The organism is Liquorilactobacillus satsumensis (assembly GCF_964065465.1).
GTDB classification, from domain to species: domain Bacteria; phylum Bacillota; class Bacilli; order Lactobacillales; family Lactobacillaceae; genus Liquorilactobacillus; species Liquorilactobacillus satsumensis.
Genome location: NZ_OZ061606.1, coordinates 1867486 through 1892250, shown reverse-complemented (window position 1 = coordinate 1892250; position 24765 = coordinate 1867486). Strand labels below are relative to the sequence as shown.

The 24765-nt window shown below is 38.8% G+C and carries 19 protein-coding genes and 1 pseudogene; 5 read left to right on the top strand and 15 right to left on the bottom strand.

Going from position 1 to position 24765, the window contains the following annotated elements:
* Positions 1-51: 51 nt before the first annotated feature.
* The 8 genes from AB3Y88_RS08725 to AB3Y88_RS08690 all read right to left on the bottom strand — a co-directional run bounded on the left by AB3Y88_RS08725 (position 52) and on the right by AB3Y88_RS08690 (position 11899).
* A complete protein-coding gene (locus tag AB3Y88_RS08725; protein ID WP_228888545.1) occupies positions 52-3390 on the bottom strand; it encodes a GH32 C-terminal domain-containing protein in 3339 nt (1112 codons plus the stop codon).
* Between the two features lie 110 nt (positions 3391-3500).
* Positions 3501-3836, bottom strand: coding sequence for a DUF202 domain-containing protein (locus AB3Y88_RS08720; RefSeq protein WP_367293425.1), 336 nt, complete (start codon positions 3834-3836; stop codon positions 3501-3503).
* A gap of 95 nt (positions 3837-3931) precedes the next feature.
* A complete protein-coding gene (locus AB3Y88_RS08715; RefSeq protein ID WP_156653537.1) occupies positions 3932-4795 on the bottom strand; it encodes a PTS system mannose/fructose/sorbose family transporter subunit IID in 864 nt (287 codons plus the stop codon).
* On the bottom strand, positions 4776-5627 hold the full coding sequence (locus AB3Y88_RS08710; RefSeq protein ID WP_056961469.1) for a PTS sugar transporter subunit IIC: 852 nt from the start codon (positions 5625-5627) through the stop codon (positions 4776-4778). Before AB3Y88_RS08710 ends, AB3Y88_RS08715 begins: the two co-directional genes overlap by 20 nt.
* 23 nt (positions 5628-5650) lie before the next feature.
* Positions 5651-6145 carry a PTS sugar transporter subunit IIB gene (locus AB3Y88_RS08705; protein ID WP_056961471.1) on the bottom strand — a complete coding sequence of 165 codons (495 nt, stop codon included), beginning with the start codon at positions 6143-6145 and terminating at the stop codon, positions 5651-5653.
* Positions 6146-6162: 17 nt separating this feature from the next.
* Positions 6163-6597 carry a PTS sugar transporter subunit IIA gene (locus AB3Y88_RS08700; protein ID WP_228888542.1) on the bottom strand — a complete coding sequence of 145 codons (435 nt, stop codon included), beginning with the start codon at positions 6595-6597 and terminating at the stop codon, positions 6163-6165.
* A gap of 544 nt (positions 6598-7141) precedes the next feature.
* On the bottom strand, positions 7142-9835 hold the full coding sequence (gene adhE / locus AB3Y88_RS08695) for a bifunctional acetaldehyde-CoA/alcohol dehydrogenase (RefSeq protein WP_228888541.1): 2694 nt from the start codon (positions 9833-9835) through the stop codon (positions 7142-7144).
* Between the two features lie 948 nt (positions 9836-10783).
* Complete coding sequence (locus tag AB3Y88_RS08690) at positions 10784-11899, bottom strand: alpha/beta fold hydrolase (RefSeq protein ID WP_228888538.1); 1116 nt, start codon at positions 11897-11899, stop codon at positions 10784-10786.
* A gap of 140 nt (positions 11900-12039) precedes the next feature.
* Between AB3Y88_RS08690 and AB3Y88_RS08685 the strand changes: the two genes are divergently transcribed.
* Positions 12040-12600, top strand: coding sequence for a TetR/AcrR family transcriptional regulator (locus tag AB3Y88_RS08685; RefSeq protein WP_228888536.1), 561 nt, complete (start codon positions 12040-12042; stop codon positions 12598-12600).
* Positions 12601-12750: 150 nt separating this feature from the next.
* On the opposite strand, the gene AB3Y88_RS08680 is transcribed toward AB3Y88_RS08685, so the two are convergent.
* Positions 12751-13365: a hypothetical protein gene (locus AB3Y88_RS08680; RefSeq protein WP_228888533.1), complete on the bottom strand. Its 615-nt coding sequence runs from the start codon at positions 13363-13365 to the stop codon at positions 12751-12753.
* A 144-nt stretch (positions 13366-13509) separates the two neighbouring features.
* Between AB3Y88_RS08680 and istA the strand changes: the two are divergent.
* Positions 13510-14724, top strand: a pseudogene (istA, locus tag AB3Y88_RS08675) (IS21 family transposase).
* Complete coding sequence (istB, locus tag AB3Y88_RS08670) at positions 14711-15541, top strand: IS21-like element helper ATPase IstB (protein ID WP_313819558.1); 831 nt, start codon at positions 14711-14713, stop codon at positions 15539-15541. Before istA ends, istB begins: the two are co-directional and overlap by 14 nt.
* Positions 15542-15590: 49 nt before the next feature.
* Here istB and AB3Y88_RS08665 read toward each other — a convergent pair whose 3' ends face one another.
* The 3 genes from AB3Y88_RS08665 to AB3Y88_RS08655 form a co-directional block, all read right to left on the bottom strand.
* Positions 15591-16490, bottom strand: coding sequence for a hypothetical protein (locus tag AB3Y88_RS08665; RefSeq protein WP_367293424.1), 900 nt, complete (start codon positions 16488-16490; stop codon positions 15591-15593).
* Between the two features lie 132 nt (positions 16491-16622).
* A complete protein-coding gene (locus AB3Y88_RS08660; RefSeq protein WP_228890014.1) occupies positions 16623-17039 on the bottom strand; it encodes a PTS sugar transporter subunit IIA in 417 nt (138 codons plus the stop codon).
* A 14-nt stretch (positions 17040-17053) separates the two neighbouring features.
* A complete protein-coding gene (locus AB3Y88_RS08655) occupies positions 17054-17986 on the bottom strand; it encodes a phosphoglycerate dehydrogenase (protein ID WP_367293423.1) in 933 nt (310 codons plus the stop codon).
* Between the two features lie 370 nt (positions 17987-18356).
* Here AB3Y88_RS08655 and yidA point away from each other — a divergent pair, with 370 nt between their 5' ends.
* Positions 18357-19163 (top strand): sugar-phosphatase, encoded by an 807-nt coding sequence (yidA, locus tag AB3Y88_RS08650; protein ID WP_056961511.1) that lies wholly within the window; start codon positions 18357-18359, stop codon positions 19161-19163.
* A gap of 479 nt (positions 19164-19642) precedes the next feature.
* Here yidA and AB3Y88_RS08645 read toward each other — a convergent pair whose 3' ends face one another.
* The 3 genes from AB3Y88_RS08645 to AB3Y88_RS08635 all read right to left on the bottom strand — a co-directional run bounded on the left by AB3Y88_RS08645 (position 19643) and on the right by AB3Y88_RS08635 (position 23703).
* Positions 19643-20341: a fructose-6-phosphate aldolase gene (locus AB3Y88_RS08645; RefSeq protein WP_056961678.1), complete on the bottom strand. Its 699-nt coding sequence runs from the start codon at positions 20339-20341 to the stop codon at positions 19643-19645.
* Between the two features lie 22 nt (positions 20342-20363).
* A complete protein-coding gene (locus AB3Y88_RS08640; RefSeq protein WP_082610520.1) occupies positions 20364-22820 on the bottom strand; it encodes a glycyl radical protein in 2457 nt (818 codons plus the stop codon).
* Positions 22821-22953: 133 nt separating this feature from the next.
* A complete protein-coding gene (locus AB3Y88_RS08635) occupies positions 22954-23703 on the bottom strand; it encodes a DeoR/GlpR family DNA-binding transcription regulator (RefSeq protein ID WP_228889953.1) in 750 nt (249 codons plus the stop codon).
* 157 nt (positions 23704-23860) lie between these two features.
* On the opposite strand from AB3Y88_RS08635, the gene AB3Y88_RS08630 reads away from it, so the two are divergent.
* Positions 23861-24685 (top strand): glycyl-radical enzyme activating protein, encoded by an 825-nt coding sequence (locus AB3Y88_RS08630; RefSeq protein ID WP_054757597.1) that lies wholly within the window; start codon positions 23861-23863, stop codon positions 24683-24685.
* Positions 24686-24765 lie beyond the last annotated feature (80 nt).

The following is a 24765-nucleotide window of genomic DNA, read 5'->3' as shown; positions in this document are numbered from 1 at the left end:
TAGACTAAAATTTCACTTTTGGCCCAGCTCCCTCGTGACTATGTTTAACTTTTATTTGCTTTTTCTTTTTCTAATTCCAAAAAAGACCCCCACACTGCCAAGAATACTGGCGCATAATCCCCACAGGATTAATATTTTAGATTGCCTTTCACTTGTCTGCGGCAATTGTTTTTGTTTGTTCAGCAGCTGTCTATTCTGCCGCGTTGCTTGAATTGCACGCTTACCTTGCTCGGATCTAAACATTTTGAAAGCCAGCTTGTCAGTTTTGCGTTGGCTTTGGCTGTGCGGGTTCCAATTAGTGCTGCCGTTTATTTTTGGCGCTGCTTGCGCACTGTTTGTCCCAGATTGTTTACCATAATCAACTGCAGCTTGTGCTCTTACCGTGACATAGACAATTTTTGTAATTACATTACCCTGTGCATCTGTGTAGCTATACTTGATTTTGTATTTACCAGGTTTAGTAGGATCGACATTGCCACTAACAGTCACAGCTTGCAACGAAATCTTTTGTCCCATACTCCCACTAGCTGCGTTAAAATTATCAGCAGGTGTCCACTTAGTCTGTGAACCTGCATTCAATGTCCCATCTTGGGCGTCAATTGCCGCCAAGCTAGGTCTCACTGTCACTATGGCTACCTGATTGACTGTCTTCTTCTGGCTGTCTGTATAACTGTAAGTTACTTTGTAACTGCCAACCTTAGTTGGATCAACACTGCCACTGACACTCACCGCGCTTAATGGCACTGCATTTCCTTTGATATCAGTTGCTTCAATGAAGTTATCAGCTGCTGTCCAAGTTGTCCATGGTCCCGCAATTAATGTGGTATTTTTGACAGTAATTGCAGTCTGAACCTTTTGATACAGATAGTTAATTACCTGATCCTTAGCAGTATAAAGATTACTGGTATTTTTATTTTGCGTCTCACTCCCAATTAAATAGTAACCCGCTATCTGAGCAGCTTTTGCTTGATAACTTTCCCCGATCTTGCCACTGAACTGCTCAGCAACAGCGAGCGGTTTCCCAGCAGTATCCAAATAGTTGACCGTTAATTTTGCACGATTATTCCAGATACTCTCAATTGGATTTACCGCCAGTTCCGTCACATTGACTGTCCCGCCTTGCGCAAAGACTACCAGACCAGTTGTACTTTGAGACCCAAGATACTCAGGACGCATAAAGAAATTTTGTGTAATCGACTTTTCACCATCGTTTGCAAAAGCCTCAATGCTTGTCTCATCAACATAGACTGTCAATGTAATTGTGCCATTGTTCGTCTCAACACTTGCATTCATCTGATCGCGCGGACTCCCCATTTCCGGTTCCCCACTTTTTAAGCGTTGTACGAAAAAGAGTTTTGTTTTCAGATCATAACCGACAGTCATATAATATTGCCCATCAGCGGACATCCGGACTTTGAATCCAACAGTTTTTGGAGGGTTTTTAACATCCCAAGAAAATTTCGCCGCAACTTTATAAGTTTCTCCTGTATATGCAATCTTGTGTTCGCTATTTTTAACCACAGTAGTCATCTCAGTAGGGGAGATTACATTATCTTTCTCATTATTTTCAATTTCAGAGACAACTTTATTTTTCAACAGGTACCCGTCAACTGCGGTGGAACTTTTAACCAATGTCAGTTCTCGTGGAAGTGTCATATTACCATACCAAGGGGTTGTTTTAGCTTCAGTCGTGTATGACCAGTTTGACTCCCATCCCAGCATTACCGTCCGCTCAGCGGCTAAATTTGCAAAAGTTATACCTGCATAAAAATCCTCACCATAATCTAGCGTCTGTGGCTGAGATAACGTGGTCGAACTTTCTGGTGTCCATTTACCATTTGCATCCATTGAACCCACAAAGTATTCCATCCCTGAACCAGTGGCATGCGCACCTTGCTGCACACTGACACTAAAGACCCACTTAATTTCATTAGTTCCGGAAACTTGCATTGGAATCAGTGCCGGGCACTCCCAAGCACCTTTTCCAACATTACTTTGCCTTTGAATACTCGAAGCATATTCCCATTGCAATAAATTCTTTGATTTATAGATAAGTGCTTCTTGCCCTGAGACCACCGTCATTAAAAATTGCTTATGCTGTGCATCATAGACTACATTCGGATCTCGAAAATTAGCAGAATCACCTCCACGCGAGGCTGTAACCGGAATCAATGGCTGTGGATTAGCAGAGTTGCCATCTGCTGAATATTGGACAAAAGTTTTACCGCCGTCTAAGCTATACGCAAGATGTTGTTCTTGAATCTCAGATAAGCCAATCCAAGTTCCCCAGCCACCGTCTTGACCATCATTTATCCGGGTAGCAATTTGATAATCAGCCGTATAAAAAGCCAAGATTGCTCCCTTTCCTAATCCACTGACATTATTTGTATCAACAAAAATACTCCCACTAAAGATATCTTTTTTACCATTGGCGTCTCCCCAGTTAGTAGTCGGAACCCCAACATAACGGACTTCTCCATCTTTTGCTAAATTCCCGGTTGTATTGGTGTACGTGAAGTCTTCCCAAGATTGATTCGTCAATGTTGAAATTGCAACTTTCTCTTGCGTCCAATTAATCAAATCTTTACTGACCGCATGTCCCCAAGACATGTTTCCCCAAACATTGCCTTCAGGATTATATTGATAGTACAAATTATAAAGTCCTGTTTCTTTATCGTAAAATAATCCATTTGGGTCATTCATCCAATTCTTGGCAGGCGAATAATGAAATTGATTTCGATATTCCTCATCATATTGTGGCGCCTCAACCTTTGTCGAATTATTGAGGACCGGATTACTATTTGAAGTTGCAACGGACGTTGTATTCTTTTTCAAGATAGCGCTTTCATTATTTTCGGTAACATCTGTAGTCGTCGCACCTGTTCGCTTTTCATCAGTGGTGCTGCTTGTTTCACTAGTAGTTGTACTGCTCCTACTAATTGATGTCGCATCAGCACTGCTTTCCCCAAAGGCTGCATTTGGCGTACTTGAACTTGTACTAGTGGTACTGCTTACTTGCTCTGCAGTTGAAGTCTGCGACTCGGTGTGATCTACTTGGGACACACTTGTAGCTGTACTCGAGGTATGCGTGGTTTCAGCGCTGCTCTTTTGCTCGGTCATACTGACAGTACTTGAGTCAGCGCTGCTCGAACTTCCAGTGCTACTTGTGTTTGCTGCATTAACGGCTGTTGCGCTAGTTGACTGTCCAGTTGAATTTGCTTGACTACTGCTATCCACTGCCACAACAGTTGAAGTTTCCTGCGCCTTGACGCTATTTTCTTGAGAATCAGTTAAAAGAAATCCACCTCCAATAAAAATAATTGCAAATGCCCATTTTTTCCCTTTTTTATACATTTTATAATGCTCTTTTTGACTGTATTTTGTGCTCATCTAACTATCCCCCAATTTTTTTGCTGCAATTTCCCCACGACGTCCAGCAAAATTTTTGCAACAAAAGGGAGCTAAGACAAACCATCCAACTGTCCTAGCTCCGAATAACCTTACTTGACGTCATAATCCTTGGTGCTTAACCCCGCTTCATGAAGATTATCACGAAAATTTGCAATTAAGCGCTCAACATTTTGTCTGCCCTTATACAAAATATACCCCAATAACAAAATTAAGCAGATACTGATAACTAAGGCTACATAAGCAGCAATTACCAATCCAAGACTCAAAGCTTTGGCATAATAAATAACTACTACAGAGGAGCCAGCAATCAAAAAGAATAGGGTAAGCCATAATTGCAGATTAAACATCATCTTGCGTTGATACTGTACTTCCTTTCGATACGCTGCGGATATTTCTTGAAACGATATTTTCCGTTCTGCTGTCATTAGTTTTACCTCGCTTTTCATCAGTCACCAACCTGCCTCAAAAACGGTAACCTGATCGTGCTGAATATTCTCTAATGTTTACACACTTTATTTGACTAGTAAGAAAGACCAGGATTGAAGAAACCAACCAAAACACCTATAAAGGCAATGATTACCAACAAAATCATCGTTTTCCCGGCTGAAACATTCTTTTTAGCCATCAACCACCAACACATCAGGATGAAACCGGCTGTCAAAAGGCCAGGATAAACAGAGTCTAATTTATCTTGCAGATTCAAGAAAACTTTTCCTGAAGAATTTCTTAACTTAAATGCAGTTGTAACTGAAACCCAAGTTGCAGCAACACTTCCGACCACAGTTCCGCCAATAATAGAAATTGCTTTACGAATTGCTTTGCCTTGAGCACCCACAAGAAACTCAACCGCTTTATCTCCCATTTCATAACCTTTGAAATAGGCAAACCGCATTCCAAAATAGGCCAGCAAGTTCCAAACAATAATGTAGAAAATGGCGCCAACCGGTGAACCACCAGTCGATAACCCTAAGGAAATTCCCAAAATTACTGGAATTAAGGTTCCAACAACCATTGAATCTCCAATTCCGGCTAGAGGACCCATCAAACCAGCACGCAAGCCATTAATTGTTTCACCGTCGACATCTTTGCCATTTGCACGTGCTTCTTCAAGTCCGGCTGTAATCCCAATTACAACAGAGCCAAGTTGCGGTTCGGTGTTAAAAAATGCTGTATAGGTTTTCAGTGCTTCCTTTTGATCTTCCTTATTCGGATATAATTCTTCAACGATCGGCAACATTGAGGTCAGATACCCAAATGTCTGCATATGTTCTTGTGAGAAACATGTCAAATGGCCGTAGAACCAATGATGAAAAGACTTAGTTAATGTTCTTTTAGAAATTCTTTTATTTACCGTTTCTTGCATTTTAAATATCCTCCTCATCATCGTCGTCGTTTGCTCCATCAGTGACCGGAGCCTCACTCCGCTTATTCAATACCAATTCCAGTTCATAGAAGATTAAGGCAAATATCAAGGAAATGACCGCACATGAAACTAAGTTGAGTTTTAGTGAAGCTGCAAGAGTAAAACCAACGAAAAATGGAATAAAATCAGTTGGTTTTTCAACGATTTGTTTAAGCAAAATTGCAATCCCGACACATGGAAGCATTGCACCTACAGTAAACAAAGTCTTCATTGCGATTCCGTCCATCGGTAATGCTGATTTTAATGCAGTTACCGCACTTGCCCCTAATTTACACATAATCAAGGTTGGCAAGAACGAAAAGACCAAATGCGATATCCATGGCAAGCCCCAATCAACAAAATAAAGACTCTTAAAATTACCCTTGTCAATTTGTTTCCAACCATAATGTTGCCATAACAAGTTCATGGTTGCGGTTCCATAAAAAAGTACAGTTCCAACTGTCCCAACCAAAGTCCCCATTGATTTTGCTAAGTTAGCTGCAGTTCCTGAAGTTGCAACTAATCCTTGAGAATGAATTGCAACCATAGCAAGTGGAATTCCGATGTAGGAGACAGCACGCACATCAGCGGAAACAGTTCCCCCTGGTGTAACCAAAGCGATATAAACAAGCTGCATTGCCACCCCACAGGCAATTCCTGTCTTGATATCTCCTAAAACAAGTCCACAAACAAGTCCTCCAACTAAAGGACGTCCTAAAGTATAATTACCAATTGATGAACCGGCCATACCAGGCATGGATGACAAACACGCAAAGATCCCAAGTATAGCAGCTTGAAGCCAACTAATTGTCATATTTATGACCACCTTTTTTTATTTTAAAAGCCAAACTTACCTTTGAAACTATCCCAATATCCAATCGAAACATCTGGCAGCAATTGAAATTTAACCTTGTAACCGGCTTTTTCGATATCTTCAATTGCTTGCGCTTCTTCTTGTGTAATTGACTGATTGTTTCCTAGCTTGGTAGCACCTGGACGATCATTTGCAGGTCCGACAATGATAGTCTTAATATCATCTGGAATAAAGCCCATATCGACTAATATTTTTTTCATATCAATTGGGTTTTTGGTAATAAGAAAATAATTGCGTTTTGATTCTAAGACTTGCTGTGCCTTTTCCTGAAAATGGTCCAAAGTCCAAACAAAAGTTTTTTTATCAGAAGCCCCCTTGTAGGCACTTTTTAGCACCGGATTATTAGCGACCTGATCGTTAACAGCGATCAGCCCATCACATTTTTTCTCAGTTGCCCACCGTGTTACAGTCTGTCCGTGGATCATCCGATCATCAATTCTAACAAAACTTACTGCCATCTTGACTACCCCCTAATCTAAATCTCTTCATCTTCGTCATCATCATCTGAAGCCGTCAATTCCATTCGTTTGAGTGCATTCCTCCCTTCAGTGATCGCAATTTCAGCCAACTTAGCTGCCGGCAGGTCATCCATTTGCAAAACAACATTGATCGCCAACGGTAAGTTCATTCCACCCAGTATCAGCGAGTCAGCTCTGCCACTTTCTGCAAGTAGTTTACAGACCGTAGTTAACGGGCTTCCCCCAATAATGTCGCCTAAAACTACAAAAGTATCATCAGTAGAGAACTTGCTAAGGCTTTCTTTAAAGCGCTTACCAAAATTGGTACTAGACTCACCATCCTTCAAACCAATGGCTAGGACACGCTCACTTTTTTCGCCCACAAACATGGCGAGTGAAGTTTTTAACCCTTCTGCAAATCCTCCATGACTCACAAGTAATAAATATTTCATAGAAAATAATTAACCTCCTTTCCTTAAGAACAGTTTAAGTATAACACCATTTCCAAAATGCGTAAACGCTTACTGTGAAAAAGATAACACATTTGTGTGCTTTTCAACTTTATTATCTAAACCGCTTTTTATTTTTACTTTTTTGAGATAAAAAGCCTTTTATAAAGCTGTTAATTTGTAAAAAATTTCCAAATTTAAAAAAGGCATTATTTTTAAAAGAAATTATGGGACAAAATATTGATAAAAGTAATCGCTTACAATAAGCGTGCTGTTTTGAAATTGTGAAAAAAATAACTATCATGAAATAAAATTAAAATTTAATCTTTAAGTGCTTTTTTTTACCAAATTCCTCCAATCGTGAGTTTTTAAAGCTGTTTCTTTGCCCCCATCCGTGATCTTCAAAAACATGCTTACCATTTTTTACCCACAAAAAGAGCCTATAACAAAACTTGAACAAACTTCTCGTTTTGTCATAGCTCTTTTTTTGAAATACTTCGTCCTTTTTATTAGCTAACTGGCAGTTCTATAATCTCCAACTAGCTTTTTAGAACTGATCAATCAATAACTGCCGAATTTCAACCAAACTTGGCTGCCGTGGGTTAGCAGGTGTGCATTGATCGTTATAAACCAAGTCCACCAACTTATCGAGTGCTTCTTCAAAATGTTCCTTAGTCACTCCATTGGCAGATAACTTAGGCGTAACTCCCACAGCCTTCATCAATTGGTCAATTTTTTGGCAAAGCTGTTCAATCAGCTCAGTATCATCCTTACCCTGCAAGCCGATAAAGCGGGCAATCTGAGCATAATCCTTTTGACCACGGTATACTTCATAACGTGGGAATGGGGTCCGTTTTACCTTACCTGCAACTCCGTTAAACCGAATAACATGTTGCATTGCAATTGAAATTGCCAATCCGTGTGGTAACCCAAATTCTCCACCAGTTTTATGTGCCAATGAATGATTAATTCCTAAGAAGGCGTTCGCAAAAGCCATCCCGGCCAAAGTTGCGGCATAATGCATCTTTTCACGCGCTTTTTCACCTTTCAGAGTTGGATGTTTCGGATCAAACTTGTAAGATTCTTCCAAATTCTCAAATACTAATTTAATTGCCTGCAATGACCATGGACGGGTAAAATCAGAAGCCATCACTGAGACAAAGGATTCAAGCGCATGAGAAAGCGAGTCTAACCCAGACCATGCAACCGTTCTTTTGGGAACCGTCATCACAAACTCAGGATCAACAATTGCTACTTGTGGAGTTAACTCATAATCAGTCAGTGGATACTTGACATGCGTATGATCGTCTGTGATAACAGCATATGGTGTCACTTCGGAACCTGTCCCTGAGGTCGTCGGGATAGTCACAAGTTGTGTCTCGAGTTGATGATGAAATTTAACAATTCTCTTCCGAATATCAATGAATTTTTGTTGCAGACGGGTAAAGAGTTCACTCACTTTTGCATAACTATCAAGGAATCCGGATTCTTGTTCCAATGAGTATTCGTAAATAAAACGAGCAATCTTGGCTGCATCCAATGCAGATCCCCCACCAATTGCAATCACAGTATCTGGCTTGAATTGTGCCATCTGTTTTGCAATTTCAATTGTTTGCCCTAATGTCGGATCAGGTTGAACCGTGCCGTAAATTGATGTTTTTACAGGATCCTCACGTAAAGCGAGTTGATCATAGATCTTCTCTACAAAACCAAATTGAACCATTCCTGGGTCGGCAACAATAAATGCACGGTCAATATTTTCCACTGCATCTTGTAGATAAGAAATTGCATTTTTTTCATAGTAAATCTTCTCTGGCAATCGTACCCACTGTGGACGGTTACGCCGTTTAGCTACTGTTTTAACATTCAACAAATCTTGTGTGGATAAGTTATGTGACAATGAATTCTTCCCCCATGATCCTGTTCCTAATGTCATACTTGGGCGCAATGCATCAGTATAAATGTCACCAATTCCTCCGATTGAATCCGGTTGATTGACAAGAATGCGGGCAGCTTTGGTCTGATCAGCATATTCATCAATAAATGGATCTGACTGTGAACCGATTTGAATAGCTGCATTATGACCAGCGCCTTGATAATCAAGTAAAGCGGCCACAATCTTAATTCCGTCTTGACGATCTTTTGCCTTATAAACAGACAGCAGTGGTGACAACTTTTCAGAAGATAATTTTTCTCCGATATTCTTAGGATTCAATTCAAAAAGCATTACATCTTTATCTGCTGGAAGTTTAAGACCTGCTTTGCTGGCAATCCAAGCAGCCGGTTTCCCCGCAACCGGTCCATTTACTCCGTGACGATCATTAAACACAAAGTCCTCAATTTTACCATAATCACTCTTGGGAACAAGATATGCACCTTTGGATAGCATTTTCTCCATCCAAGCAGCATAGACAGGCTCTTCAACCACTACTGAATTTTCAGTCGCACAAATCATGCCATTATCAAAACGTTTTGACAATAGTAAGTCTTCAACTGCACGATCCAAGTCAGCCGTATGATCTACAAAGACTGCACCATTGCCTGCGCCTACCCCCATCGAAGGGTTCCCGGACTTCAATGCCGCATTTACCATCCCAGGTCCACCAGTTGCTAAAATCGAAGCAATCTTGGGGTTACGAATCAAAGCCGTTGTTTTATCCAAACTTGGCTTTTCTACCCATTGCACAATATCTTTTGGTGCACCTGCTGCTACTGCTGCATCATATAGTATTTTAGCTGCATGTACTGAACAGTTCTGAGCTTGGGGATGGAAAGCAAAAACGATTGCATTCCGCGTCTTAAGCGCTAACAAAGTTTTAAACATTGCTGTTGAAGTTGGGTTTGTAGTTGGCACAATTCCAGCTAGAACCCCTAAAGGAGCAGCAATTTCGACTTTGCCAGCTACTTTATCTTCACCAATAATTCCGACAGTTTTATCGTTTTTAATTAAATTGTATACGTTTTCAGTTGCGAACCGATTTTTAGTATCTTTATCCTCAACCACTCCGCGTTGTGTTTCATCAACTGCCTCATGTGCCAATGTCAGTGCAGCTTCTGAACCTGCCAAAGCCGCTGCTGCAACAATCTTGTCAACAGCTTCCTGACTAAAGGTTGCATATCTTTGCTCTGCCGCAAGCGCTTTTTGAACCAATCCATTGGTATAAGCTTCGGCTTTCTCATATTGCTTTGCTTTTTCCTCAGGTGAAAGAGTCTTCTTCACTGTTTTAGTAATAGTAGTCATGTAAACTTCCTCCCTTTGTATCTGTTTAAAAGTTTGTGAAATAATTAACTTGTGTTTCTATAGGTAATCATATCCTTATTTATTATGAATTGCAACACTTATTTCATTAAATTTAAAAATAATGATCGTAGCGCTTTCTTTGTTGAATAATTAGCATCTATGTTTTGAATTTTGATAATATATAATAATGATATTCCATCTATAATTAATGTGACGTCATTCACATTAATTATAGAAGTGCGACACTCAGCGTTCTGCCGCCGTAGACTAAGTCCGGCATTACAAAGTAACCCGAGTTTGGTTACGCGGAATGCTGGCTTAGGCGCAGGGGGCTGGTGATTGGAGCACGTTATGTAGAAGTGCGTAAAAAGGCGCTAGGTTTTGAGGCTTAGTGTCGGATCACACGGGTAACTGCACTTGTTACCGGTGTGATCCATGCTAAACACAAAAACCTGCCTTTTGGAGCACGTTAAATAGAAGTGCCGACTTCCAGCGTTCAGCCGCCGTGGACTAAAGTCAGAATTATAAAGTAACCTGGGTTTGGTTACGCATAATTCTGGCTTAGGCACAGGAGGTTGCTGGTTGGAGCACGTTAAAGAGATGCCGACACCCTGCGTTCATTAACAGCACTAAATTCAGTTGGTGCTACCGGCTTAAAAGTTGCATCTAAAGCTTGACTGCTCATAAATAAAGGGCTGTGACAAAAGTTAACTTTTGTCACAGCCCCGCTTTTATTCCGGATAAACGTGTTCCATAAGTCAAAATTCTCCGTCTAACTTCGAATTACTCATAGCAAAGTACTCGCTATGTTCGTAATTTCAAGTTAGTACTCAAATTTTCCCGACTTATGTCACACTCTCACTCTATTCATTACAATTAAACACAGCATTCTTGCCCTTTGGCGAAATTTGTAATTTCAAAGAGCTTCAATCCATAGCCTTTTTCTGCTTATGCCAAGAATTCTTTGATTGCATTGAACCCTAATTCGCGGTGACCAGCTTGACAGTGCTGCTCTCCTCCAGTTTCCTTTGTAAAAATTACCGTTTTGACTTTACCTGCATTGATAAGGCCTTCCTCGATTTCAGGCAAGCGTGTACTTGGTACATATTGATCGTCTTCCCCAACTAACAGCAAGACATCTTGATTAATAAACGGTAAAATCGACTTCACATTATATTTTTGAAATTCTTTTAAGAGCGTAAAAGGATCACGGACCCCTGTATTTTCAATTCCCTTATTAATTTTCCAATTTAAATCCAAGTTCACTGACATCATTTTCTGAAATAGTGCATTTAACTTCTCACGTTCATTTTTTTTGAGCATCTGTTCAATTTTAGTCATTGTCTGATAAGGTAATCGTAGCCGCAACGCATCCATAAAACTATAAAAAATATCAAAAGCTGCAATTTTGGTAATTCGTTTATCAAAAGCTGCGGCTCTCATGACTAAGTAGCCCCCTAATGACATTCCAATTACACTAACATTTTTCATCTCAAAATAATTAATTATAGTCGAAATCGGTTTTTCCCAATTATGAATCAACTTGAGTCCGTTTCTAAGCGCCGTTCCTTGGCCAGGGCCATCTAAAACATAAATATTATAATCAATTCCTTTTAGATATTTGGACATTTTGACCATTTCTTCCATATAGGAATCATAACCGGCAAAAAGCAGCAGATCTTTTTTGGCCCCCGGATTAATTAACTTAGTCACTGGAAGATAACTCTGTTCGTATGGCACTTTGAATTGTTCATACTTAAAATCATGATAACCTTTATAAAAAGTCTCACGATACTTGTCATAGATAGTTTTAGATCGTGGATCATCCAATCCCAGATAAAATTCGGCAGCTTGATAATAAGTGGATGCAATCTCCCAGTCACCTTTTTCCTCGCGTTCCTGGGCCTTTTCAAGCCAAGCCTGATACCAGGTTTCAGTATCTTTCAGTTGACCGACAATCTCTGCCACATCGTCTTGAACACTCTGTTCATCTTCATATTCATCATTAATGAAACGATTGATCTGCAAATTAAATTGTTCATTATCACTATAATGTTTAAACATTTAGCTCATCCTCCTTCATCTAACTACATTTAATTTTAATGAAGAAAACAAACGTTACAATAAACAATCTGCAGCAAAGTAAAGGATATGCTACCCTTTAAAGTAAAGTGTCCGTTAAGCTACCTTAAGGAGGAATTCAAATGCCCGAAGATAAACGTATTCTCAAAACCCGTAAAGTGATTATCAGTGCTTTTTTTACCCTACTGCAGAAAAAGGACTTTAGTAAAATCACAATCAAAGAAATTAGCACAGTTGCACTAATTAGTAAGTCAACTTTTTACGATCATTACCTCGATAAATATGACTTAGTTGAAAAAATAGTTGCGAGATACTCAGAAAATTTTACCCGCTTAATTGAGCAGCGCTTTGCATCAATTGCAACACACACTACTCCAAAAATCATGGAGCAAATTATTGCAACTATCAGTCATGATCAAGACAGAATTAATGCACTTTTTAAGGTCCACCTTTCCAATGCAGACTTGGCAGCAAATTATTCTGCAATTTTATATCAGGCAGCGCTGAACTATTTTAAGACCTCACCTAAAAAGTATCGTTTTACTAACGAATTCATGGCACAACTATATGCAGAGTTCGCATTAGCATCTATGCGTTTTTCTCTGCACAGCCCAGATTCATCGCGCGCCCAGCAAGTCGAAATAATTTCCCTATTGCAAAAGCAATTATTACAAGTACTGTAATCAGATGCTATAACCCGGCAATGGCAGTTAGCGTCACTATCGTCGCCTGATAATAATTAGTAGGATCAACTTTTGCGTAAAGATTAAGACTAATATCCTAATTCGCTCTATTAAATCACTTGTTATTTGAATTCTCCTTGCCAAACAAAGTTATATTTTCTTTACCTTTATCAACCCATTCTTAGTAACACGGTATATTCCAGCTACAATACTTTGATGGTAAACTTTCTTAGCCATAATTGAAAATGTGAAATGGTATTCTGGAATAACCACATAACTATATCTTTCAATCAATTTTTTAAAATGCATTGAAGACATATGAAAAGCTTCCCTTACAGCAATTTGATCGGAAAAATAATAATAGCGCCCAACGTAGTATGCATAATTGTCAGAAACGTCACTCTTTATAGGATCCACTAATAATATTTTTTTATGATTATACTGAAAATTTTGCGGTGAAAATTTCTCCAACTGAACTGGAAGAGCTTTTTTATTTATATCTGAAGTGTTATACGCTATCCCATTTGTCTCAGAAAGCATAAGTATAGTCGAAAAAACTATAATAATGAATGTCGACATCTGATATATGCTTTTCATTGGAAATGAACTAAAAGAATATATACTTCTATTTATAATTTGTTGCTCCTGAAAAGAATAATCTAGTACAATTACAAAGGCCATGCTACCAAGAAGAATATTTAAGTTTACAATGCTCGACATATATCGTTCAAAGCCATTCAAAACTGAAGTTTCAGCATATGTCATTGATAATGTATACGTTCCAAATAAGCTTACATAATAAGTGTCAGCAACGGTTGTAAAATGTTGGAAAATACCGATTAGAAAATGTCGGTTTTCCAACATTTTTTTACGGTAAAATAAACGCATCTCAAATTTGGAGGAACTGAAATGCGTTTAGATGTTGAGCAGTGTGTCCAGCAATATATTATGAACAAAATAAAGCCCAACTTCGCTGAAATTGGTCGGCGATACGGTGTTGATCCACGAACGGTAAAAAGATACTACAATTTAGGGCTTACGCCCCCAGATGAGCAGCCACAACCCTTACGGCGGCCGAGTAAACTTGACGATTATCGAAAAACGATTGAAGAAAAGGTTCTAGAAGGCTGTTCGGCAACGGCAATTTATTACTTTATCAAAGAACGTGGCTATCAAGGAAAGTAAAGTATTCTCAGAGACTATTGTCGAACCATCAGAAAAGCCGCAACGAAAAAAGCCACTATCCGGATTGAAACCTCGCCAGGGATTTCAGCCCAGGTTGATTGGAAAGAAGATTTAACGTTGGTTTCTCGGCATGGAGAGATTGTCAAAGGCAACATCTTCTTATATGTTTTAGGGTACTCGCGAATGAAATACATGCAATTTACCTTCAGTCGCAGCCAAATTACCTTTTTTGATTGCTTAACTAATGCCTTTTGGGCAACCGGGGGTGTGCCGAAAGAAATCTGGTTTGACAACCAAAAGGTTGTCGTCGATCATCATAAAAGTAATTTTGGTAAGCCGGTATTTAATGAAACCTTCGTTGAATACGCTAAGGACGCTGGTTTCAAGCCAATTGCTTGTCGACCGTTTCGGCCACAAACCAAAGGAAAGGTTGAGGCGCTGGCCAGAACTACTCAGCGAATCAAAGTTTACAACCATGAGTTTGAAGAGCCGCTAGACTTAGCCGAGATCGTCCATTTGACGTGTGATCAGCTGAATCATGAGAAGTCTCAGGCGACTCAAATTCCGCCTTATTTATTGCTTGATAAAGAAAAAGAGTATCTCCAGGATTTTGATCACGACTTACTCGATGCCTATGCCAGCCAAACCATCGCAAGGAAAGTTAGCAAGGAATCAATGATTGTCTTTCAAAATCGGAAATACTCCGTCCCCATAAGATATATTGACGAAACCGTACAAATTAAACACGATGACAATACTCTATACATTTATTATAACGGAGAATTAATTCGTTCTCACCCTATTTCACTGAAAAGATTTACTTACCTTCGCGATGACATGGAAGAGATTGTCCGATCAGACCTTTATAAGAATCGTGATGACCGAGTCATTGATGATTACGTCGACCGAAACCTGAAGATGTTTGATGAAATGGAGTGAGAAAATGGCCAATTACCAAGCTTTATACACCAACCTTAGACAATTAAAGTTAGATCGTTTCGCCGAACATTTAGGCTACCTATTGGATCATCAAGATGAAGCACCCAAGTCCTTGAGTGATGCCTTATTCGAATTGACAACGGCTGAGCTTAAATACCGGGAACAAAAAAAGATTAATTTGAGAATTAAACTAGCCCGCTTTCCATATGAAAAAACGTTAGCTGACTTTGACTTTAGTTATCAACCGGGAATTAACCAAGGGATAATTGAGGACTTGGGATCACTAAGATTCACCCAAGAGAATCAAAACGTTTTGTTTATCGGCACCTCCGGTGTCGGTAAAACTCACCTAGCCACCGCCATTGGAATTGAAGGGTGTAAACAAGGAATTTCAACGCAGTTTATTCGATGTAGCGACCTCATCAACAAGCTTCAAACAGCACAAGTTCAAGGCCGGAGCGAAGAAGTGCTACGCCGGTATGCCCGTTTTCAAATTCTAATCATTGATGAGATTGGTTATCTTCCAATTGAGTCAGTGGGCGCTAAGCTGTTTTTTCAGTTAATTGAAAGACGATACGAACGGAAATCAACCATTATCACCACTAATATTCCGCTTTCTAAGTGGGGAAACACCTTTTCAGATAAGATGTTAGCTAACGCCATTTTAGATCGCTTGGTTCATCACGCTAAAGTTATCCGAATCACTGGTCGATCATATCGAATGAAAGATCATTTAATTGAAAAGAAGGATAATTCCGGACCTGATTTATCAGGTTTCAACGCACAAAATAAAGAAAGGAGCAGTGAGACACTGTAAACTTTATCGGTAAAAAACAGCATTTTTTAATCGGCAAAAAACTACATTTTCACATCGGCGTTGACACTTCGGCAATTTCTACCATTTCTTCCGCATCCATATTAATAACTTTTTGATAATAATAATCAAATAAGTTATCCAATTTACCAGCATCTAATCTGCTACAGAAATAGCCAAAAATATGGTCTGTGAAGAAGTATGGTTTATCCTTCACCATAACAACATTTTTCATTACCCACTGACAACTAGAGTAACTATTAACATATAATCTTACTTGATACTGTGGTGTACCAATTGCATAATAGCAATTAGTTAATCCCCATTCTACAAGTTCAGAAACAAAGATCATCAAATCCCTTCGCATATCAATGTTAGTCTTACTTTTACTTTGTGGTTTAAAAATTTTTAACGTATGCTCATTAATTAATGAATAAAATGTATTTTGATCACTTATTCTATACTTGAGATTTGTTACTTCTTGTCTGTCAAATACATCATTTTTCAATACGTATATTGCTGTTCGAGGAATGGTATCATCCAACTTAAGCTTATTCATCAAATCTCGTACATAAACAGAATCTGCACTTTTTTTAATCACTAGTTCATTTACCAGTTGATCCTCCAATGATAATTTTTCTAGGGAATTTTCCTGTTCCAATTCATGTGCAATACGTGTTCGTAACGAGTCATAAAAAAGCTTACTTACCATTCCGATTACATTATCTTGCTCATGTATATGAATCCAAAGGTAGCCTTCAAGTTGATTATTAATTTTAATTTCAAACTGCCGATTCCTTGCCGGATCCATATCTTGTGAAATTATTTCTCCGCAAACATTTTCATCACTAGCCTCGGTTACACAGTGATTCGTATCTAGTAGAGCAACCAGATAGTTAGGATTTTCTCGAGCAATATGAACGAATTTTTTAAATATTTCTTTCAACTGCAATATTTTCACCTCAATTTCTTTGCTTCTACAGTATTCTCCACTATTTTATAATACACTGTTTCGGCTAAAGGCTAAGATGTCCTCCATTTTTATTAACGTAAACCCCTAAAGAATAAAGTTCTATTCACTCGATTAAATATTAATATCATTTCCTTCTTTGTTTGTTAGCATGATTGATCTTCTATAAATTTGCAGATATCCTTCTGTTAATTTATTGATGTCAAATACTTCATTATTAGATAATTTTAAATACAGATCTATAAACATTGGAAGATTAACACCAGCAATAATTTTTTGACTACGCTTACGTGATAGAAAAGTCATTACATTTGACGGAGTACCACCAAATAGATCTACTAAAGTTAAAATAGGGCCACTTAAACTGTCCAATAACTTTTGTGCAATACTCGTAAAATTTTCAAAAGACATCCCTGGTTCCAGAGATACATTGTAAACATTATCTGTTTTACCAATTATCATCTCAGCTGAATTCAGAAGTTCGATTCCAAAATTACCGTGCGTAGCAATTACGATATTTATTTCTGCCATAAAATTCCTCACTTTCAAATAATCCTAAGGTGTTTCAAAACCGCATTCGTAGAAATAACACAAGTTCTTTGATCAGCTTCGACTGTACGTGCAGCAGTATGTGATGTTAACAAAAAATTACTAAGCTTTAACAGTGGTTCATTCTGAGCAGGTGGCTCGACTGAAAACACATCAAAACAAGCCGCTTGAATCTCATGATTTTTTAAGGCTACATAAAGTGCCTTCTCATCAACTATTCCTCCACGCGCAGCATTTACAAGAACAGCTGATTTTTTCATTTCTTTTAACTGTTGAGTAGATATCATATTCTTAGTAGTATCCAACAAAGGTAAGTGCAGACTTATATAATCAGCATTTCTATATATATCATTTTTCGAGACCTCCTTTACATGATATTTATTAACAATTTCAATTGGAATTTTGCATACATCGTTAACCAAAACATTCATACCTATACCGTCAGCTTGCCGTGCAAGCTGTTTTCCAATTTCTCCGAAACCCAATATTCCTAAAGTTTTTCCTCTTATTTCTGTACCTGTTAATTTAGTCCAGCTGCTTTTCTTAACACTATTTATTGTTGTATAAAGATTTTTTGACCAACAATATATTAATGCCATCACATGCTCAGCAACAGCGTTGGAATTTGAACCTATAGTTTTACAAACAATTATCTTTTTCCTTTTTGCATAATCCATGTCAATATTATCGGTACCAACACCAAATTTACAAATGACTTTCAAATTTGGACAACTATCTATTATATTCTTGTCAATTTTATCGACACCAACAATAATTGCATCAGAATTTCTAGCTTTGTTTAAAAATGTTTGTGAACTATATTGCAAACCTGTATCATTGTAATCAACTGATAATCCTTTGTCTTCCATCCTTCTAATCTGATCCAATCCATTATTTGCAAATCCTCGTGGAGTAATTAAAACTTTCAACTTGAACACCTCTAAGTTTAATAAATTATTAACGCTATCTCTAATTAGTATTTTTACACTTGAATTACAAAATAGATATGGTTCTAATACACAAAAAAAAGGGATCTTTTTTGTCATTAATGTAAGGGTTTTCTTTAAGGCGAATTAATTTAAGTTTGTCTACAAAATAAACAATTTTTACTATTATGTTTTTATTCTGATCAGCTAATGCAGCTTTTTTTTATGGTAAGATTGAAGAAAAATGAGCTTAAGGATTTAACCTACTATTAAAATAGGGATATACTACAGCGAAACTGAGTTCTTAAAGTTTAGCTGTACTGTCTTAAAATCCTTAGAGATCTTTTGAGGAGGAATTACTATCGCTATTAAAATGATTGCAATTGACATTGATGACACCTTGGTTAATTCAGAAAAGAAGTTGACTCCCGCAGTTAAGCAAGCCATCGCCCAAGCTAAAAAGAGCGGAATTAAGGTTGTGATCTGTACCGGGCGTCCTTTGTCAGGAGTTGTGTCTTTATTACACCAGCTAGGATTGGAAGAACAAGATGATCAATATGTTGTGGGCTTTGGAGGTGCTTTGGTTCAAACTACAAGTGGCAAAGTTCTTTCTGCTGCTCCGCTAAGCTATTCTGATTATGTTGACCTGGAATACTTAGCACGCAAAAAAGGACTGCATTTTCATGCAATCAGCAAAGATCGAATCTATACAGCTGATCGCGATCTGGGCAAATATACTGTTTATGAGTCAAGGCTAGTATCACTTGGAATCTCATACCGAACACCTGCGGAAATGCAGCATATCAAACTGATTAAGGCAATGTTCATTGACGAACCCGCAGTCCTCGATGCTGCCCTCAAAAACTATAGTGACTTTGCACAATTGACCGACCGTGTAACTTTCACCCGGAGCACCCCATTTTATTATGAAGCCAACGCTAAAGGTGTCACCAAAGGAAGTGCCCTCAAGAAACTCTGCACCTTGCTCGATATGACTGCTGCGAACCTAATGGCAATTGGAGACGGGGGAAATGATTTAAGTATGCTAGAATTTGCTGGTTTGGGTGTGGCCATGGGCAATGCCATTCCAGAATTAAAAGAGGTCGCACAAGCGATCACGACAGACTGCGATCACGACGGTGTGGCTGTTGCAATTAAAAAGTATGCCTTGCATGCTTAAACACCACGCACAAGTACGCAAAACAAGCGACAACTCTGCTTACAAAGCAGTGCATTCCAGGGACCCTTTTTAATTATTTAAATTCAGACGACTACACGTGCCCTTGATGTTCACCTTCCAACTTGTGGAGACATGAAAAAGGGGCTGTGACAAAAGTTAAATTTTGTCACAGCCCCGCTTTTATTCCGTATAAACGTGTTCCATAAGTCAAAATTCTCCGTCTAACTTCGAATTACTCCTAGCAAATTACTCGCTATGTTCGTAATTTCGCGTTAGTACTCAAATTTTCCCGACTTATGTCACACTCTCCACTTTTTTGTACGCGGATGTGCATTTTACTATAACTACGCCGTTAATATTTGAAGGGTGTCTGACACTAGTTGCTACACTTTATGTCATAATGCGAAATTATGAATATCACGCGTGCTTTACTAAGTTAGATGGAAAACTTTGACCTCAGAATACATCCGTGTCAGGCCCTATTTCACAGTGGAATGTAGCAAACCTGCGACCGTTTGGCCTTTTCCAAAGAGGCTTTCCCAATCAGCAGTAAAATTCGTCACTGCTTGGTGAATTGCAGGATGATCCAACCCCGCTGCAATGATCTCTGGTCCCAGTGTAACGGCCTGGGCTCCATGTGCCAATGCAGTTACAACTTGGTCTACATTATGAAAACTGGCTGCTAGAATCTTTGTATCAGCATGTTCTTTTTCAATTGCTTGTGCTAACTCAGTGATTACCTGGGCTGCAGCAAGATCCATATTCTGCATCCGATTATAATAAGGGGCAATATAATCCGCTCCAGCAGCAATAGCCAATAATCCTTGAAATTTAGTATAGATCGCAGTCGCAGTTACATTATGCCCCGCGGCCTTTAACTGTTTGATCACCTTCAAGCCAGTCAATGTCGTCGGCACTTTGACATAAGTCTCAGGTCCGACTTGTTCAAAAATAGCGGCCGCATCAGCCAACATAGTCTCGACAGTTTGTCCAACTAGCTGAATATGCAAGGTGGCATCTTCATCCAATAATTTTTTGACCTTTTTCATATGTGCAAAAAAATCAATCTTCCCTTGTTTCTTAACAATTGTTGGATTTGAAGTTACTCCTGTAATTGGTAGCGCTGCAGTGTATTTCTTGATAGCAGCTAAATCAATTGTATCTAATAGAAATTCCATTTTTTTACCCTGCTTTCTTGCATTAAAGATTTTGTTCAGTCCGTGCAATAATATCATCCTGTGTTTCTTTAGAAAGTCCTACAAAAAAGGCTGAATACCCCGCCACGCGTACAATTAAATCGCGATGCTTTTCAGGGTACTTTTGTGCATCAATCAAAGTTGCACGTGAAACAATGTTGTATTGGACATGATATCCATGCAGGCGGTTAAAAAACGCGCGTAGTAAAGCCACCAGTTTCATGCAATTTTCTTCGCTGCGCAGAATTTGAGGAGACATTTTTTGATTTAATAACACTCCTCCTGTAATTTCCTTAGTATGCAGTTTAGCTACGCTCTTAAAGACTGCTGTTGGTCCATTAATATCAAGTGCATGTTCAGGTGAACATCCCTCTGCCAGTGGCGTACGCGCATGCCGTCCGTCTGGAGTTGCAAGCGTACTATGACCTTGACCCACGTTAGCTGAGATTGATGAGGTTCCTGCATAGCGTCCTCCTCCAATTGGCCCACGCCCATAACGTGTATTGTGATATTTAGAAATCTCATCAATATAGGGCTGATATGCTTGAACTAACAATTGGTCAACGCGGTCATCATCGTTTCCATACTTGGGTGCCTCATTAATCAATAATTGACGAATCTGCTCTCCTTTTTCACCTGCAAAATCATTTTGCAAAGCAGTCCAGAGCTGTTTAGGTGTCAATTGATGTTTCTCAAAAACTAACAGTTTAATAGCTGCAAGCGAATCAGCCAAGTTTGCAATTCCAACCTGCAAACCGCTAATAAAATCATAGATTGCACCACCTTCCTTGATAGTCTTCCCACGTCCGAGACAATCAGCGGTCAGTGTCGAACACAAAATGTCTGGATAGCCTTGCTCCAACACCATGTCACATGTATTTTCAATGATTACGCTTTGACGTGTAATTTCACGCAAAGATTTATCCCAAGCAGTCAATAATTGTTCATATGATGTCATCTGAACAAAGTGTCCATAGTCTGGTAATAATTTTTTACCTGATTCAGGATCAATGCCCCCATTCATAACAATCAACAACGTCCTTGGAAAGTTGACAAAACTCATACCAGTGCAACGATACCCCCACTTTCCAGGAACCGCAGTTTCTACACACCCAATTGCACTATAATTATATGCATCTTCCTTTTTTACACCGCGAGCAATAAAAGAAGGAATAATAACTTCATCGTTGTTAAAGGCTGGCATTCCGATTCCTTGTTTGACAACCTCCACGCATTCTCGCATGAATTGGTCACTCAAGCCATGAAAATAGCGCACTGTCAAATTCGGTTGTGGTAAATGTGCTTGCACAATTGCACGTAGAATCAGATATGAGACTTTGTTTGTTGCATCTTTCCCCGCAGCATTTTGCCCACCAATAGTAATGTTTTGATACAAAGGACTTCCTGCCGAAAATTCCGTATGTGCCCAAGAACGAATTTTATTAATTGTGAGAGTCTTCAAACATAAATTTGTAAGCAGCTCTGTTGCTTGCTCTGGTGTAATTTTTTCTGCTTTCAAGTCTTTTTCGTAGTAAGGGTCCAGATATTGATCCATCCGACCATAGGACACGGAATGTCCATTTGATTCAATCTGAAGAATATTATGGATAAACCAAACAGATTGAACAGCCTCTCTAAAATTACGTGCAGGTGCATAAGGAACTCGTTCTAATGCAGCAGCAATCTGTTCTAATTCTTTCTTTCGCATCTTGTTAGTCATCTGATGTGCTTCTTGTCTTGCAAGTTTTACGTAACGTTGCGCAAATTCTTTTACAGCATCAAGCGTGATCAGACTTGCTTCGTAAAAATATGACTTCTTTTGCTGTTCATAATCTGTCAGATCAAGTTTTTCCAGTTCGGTTTGAGCACGTTCTTCATACCACTCTAAACCATGTTGCAATATTGCTTGATAATCAACGGCAATATGCCCATCCCCAGAAGTAATGTTGCCATCTGCTCCAATAATACCCAAGTCATAAAAGACCCGGCTTTTAGAAGGAAAAGCCGCTAATCCTCGATCCTCAAGCGTATTATTTTTCCAAAAAGGAGCAATTTCTCGTAACTCCTTTTTTGTCTGTTCCGTAATATAAAAAACATCACCTGGTCTCTTTTCAAAAGTCTCCAGTTCATCAATTACCCAGTTCATTGAATACTCAGGAAAAACTGGAGCCCAACGATTTGCCCGCGCCTGATTTCCTGCCAAAAAAGTGTCAGGTTCAATATAAATAGTCATATGCTCAAGAATGTGTTTCAAAACATTGGCACGTAAAATATCAAGTTGTTCATGCCGATGTGCCTTGTAGGCTTCAGTTGCAAGGACTGCTCGTTGTGCATCAACATAAGGTTTTGCATCCAAAATAGCGTTACGATATCGCTTCATTTTTGCTGTTAACTTACCAAAATGTTCCTCAGTGTGCGTTCCGGTTTTTGCTTGTAACCCCGTCATCGTTTTCGCCTGCATCCACGTCCTCTTCTTTCATTTGAAATTAAAAATAGTTCCTTACGAAATCATAATAACAATTTCACAATAAAATGCAAGGGTTTTCATTCAAAAATTCTTAAAGCACATCTATCTTTAAATTGATCATTTTAGTTTAAACTTCAGATACTTGAATCTTATGACTACTCAGGCTGTCTTTTGCCAGTTGAGTAATCCCTTTATCCGTCACTACAAGGTCAACTTCATCTAACGAAAATTGCTGCACTAAACTCGCTTTAATAAATTTACTGGCATCTGTTAAAATCACTAGTTGTTGTGCCCTTTGAGCCATTGCTTTAACCGTCTCTGTGCGCATAATGTCATTACCAAAGAAGCCTTGATGAGCGTCAAAACCGTCCGTGCCAGCAAACAACCGTTGAACTCGTAATCCTTGAAGCGTTTGTTTGACAAGCGGACCAACAACTACTTGCGAGTCAGGTTGATAATTTCCGCCCAACATAATGACATGTAAATTGTTATATTGAGAAATATAATTTGCAATAAAGTATGAAATTGTGATAATTGTAACGTTTTTCCCTTGCTTACCCAATTGTTCAGCTAAGAGTGCACACGTTGACCCCGACTCGATCATGATGGTTTCTTGTTCTGATACAAGTTCTGCAGCAGCTTTTGCAATGCGTAGTTTGATCTCATATCGCTGTGCCAATCTATAGCTGAGATCATCACTATTGTTGATAATGGCGTATCCATGTTGCCTTCGTAACAAACCTCTCCTTTCCAATTCACTTAGATCCTTACGCATTGTTACCTTAGAAACGCCTAGTAGCCCTGCGAGTTTACTAACCTCTATTTTTTTTTGCTCATTCACAATTTTTAATAAGTAATCCATTCGCGATTGATTCATAGTTTCCCTCCAAAACAATTTTCTCACTTTGTATTCTACCCTTTTTTCAGCACCAATTCCATTTCCTAAAGAAACCATAATAAGTTGCGTTAGAAATAAAAGGTGCTATAATCAACTAGTGAAAAAATAAACAAAAAGAAATGGGGGAACATTTATCATGGCTAAAACTGTCCAAACACTACATCTTGATCAAAAGAAAGCGCTTCATAAAGGACTAATCTTTAATATCCAAAAATTCAGTTTAAATGATGGTCCAGGAATTAGAACCGTTATTTTTTTCAAAGGTTGTCCCTTACGTTGCAAGTGGTGTTCAAATCCAGAATCACAAGCACGACATCCAGAATCTATGTATGATGAAAGTAAGCAGCAAAATATTACTGTCGGTAAATACTGGACAGTGGATGACCTCATGAAGATCATTTTGCAGGATAAAGCATTTTATGCAGAATCTCACGGTGGTGTAACTCTTTCAGGAGGAGAAGTCCTTTTTCAAGCACCATTTGCGATTGAACTTTCAAAAGCTATTAAGGCTGCACATTTGCACCTTGCCTGTGAAACAACTGGTGATGCACGTCCGCAAATATTTAAAGAGTTTATGCAGTACATCGACTTTATGTATTACGATTGTAAGCAATGGGATCCTACAAAACACCGTGCTGGAACCGGTGGTACAAACAAAGTAATTTTAAATAATTTGGCAACCGCCGTCGCTGCCGGAATAAATGTCCATGTCCGCATCCCTGTTATTCCTGGCTTCAATTACACCTTAAAGGATGCTGCCCAATTTGGCAGATTATTCAATAAGATTGGCGTTAATGCCGTTGAACTTTTACCCTTCCATCAATTTGGATTAAAAAAATATGCAGATCTTCACCGTCAGTATGCACTGAAAAAGCAACCTCAGCTTCAGGCTAGTGACCTAACAGATTATAAGACTGTTTTGGAAGATGCTGGCATCCAAACCACGATTAACAGCTGGTAAAAATGCGAACATCCATGTCCAACTTCTAAGGACTAAACAATAGCTTTACGCGAAAAACCTGATTTAAGTTGAACACAATT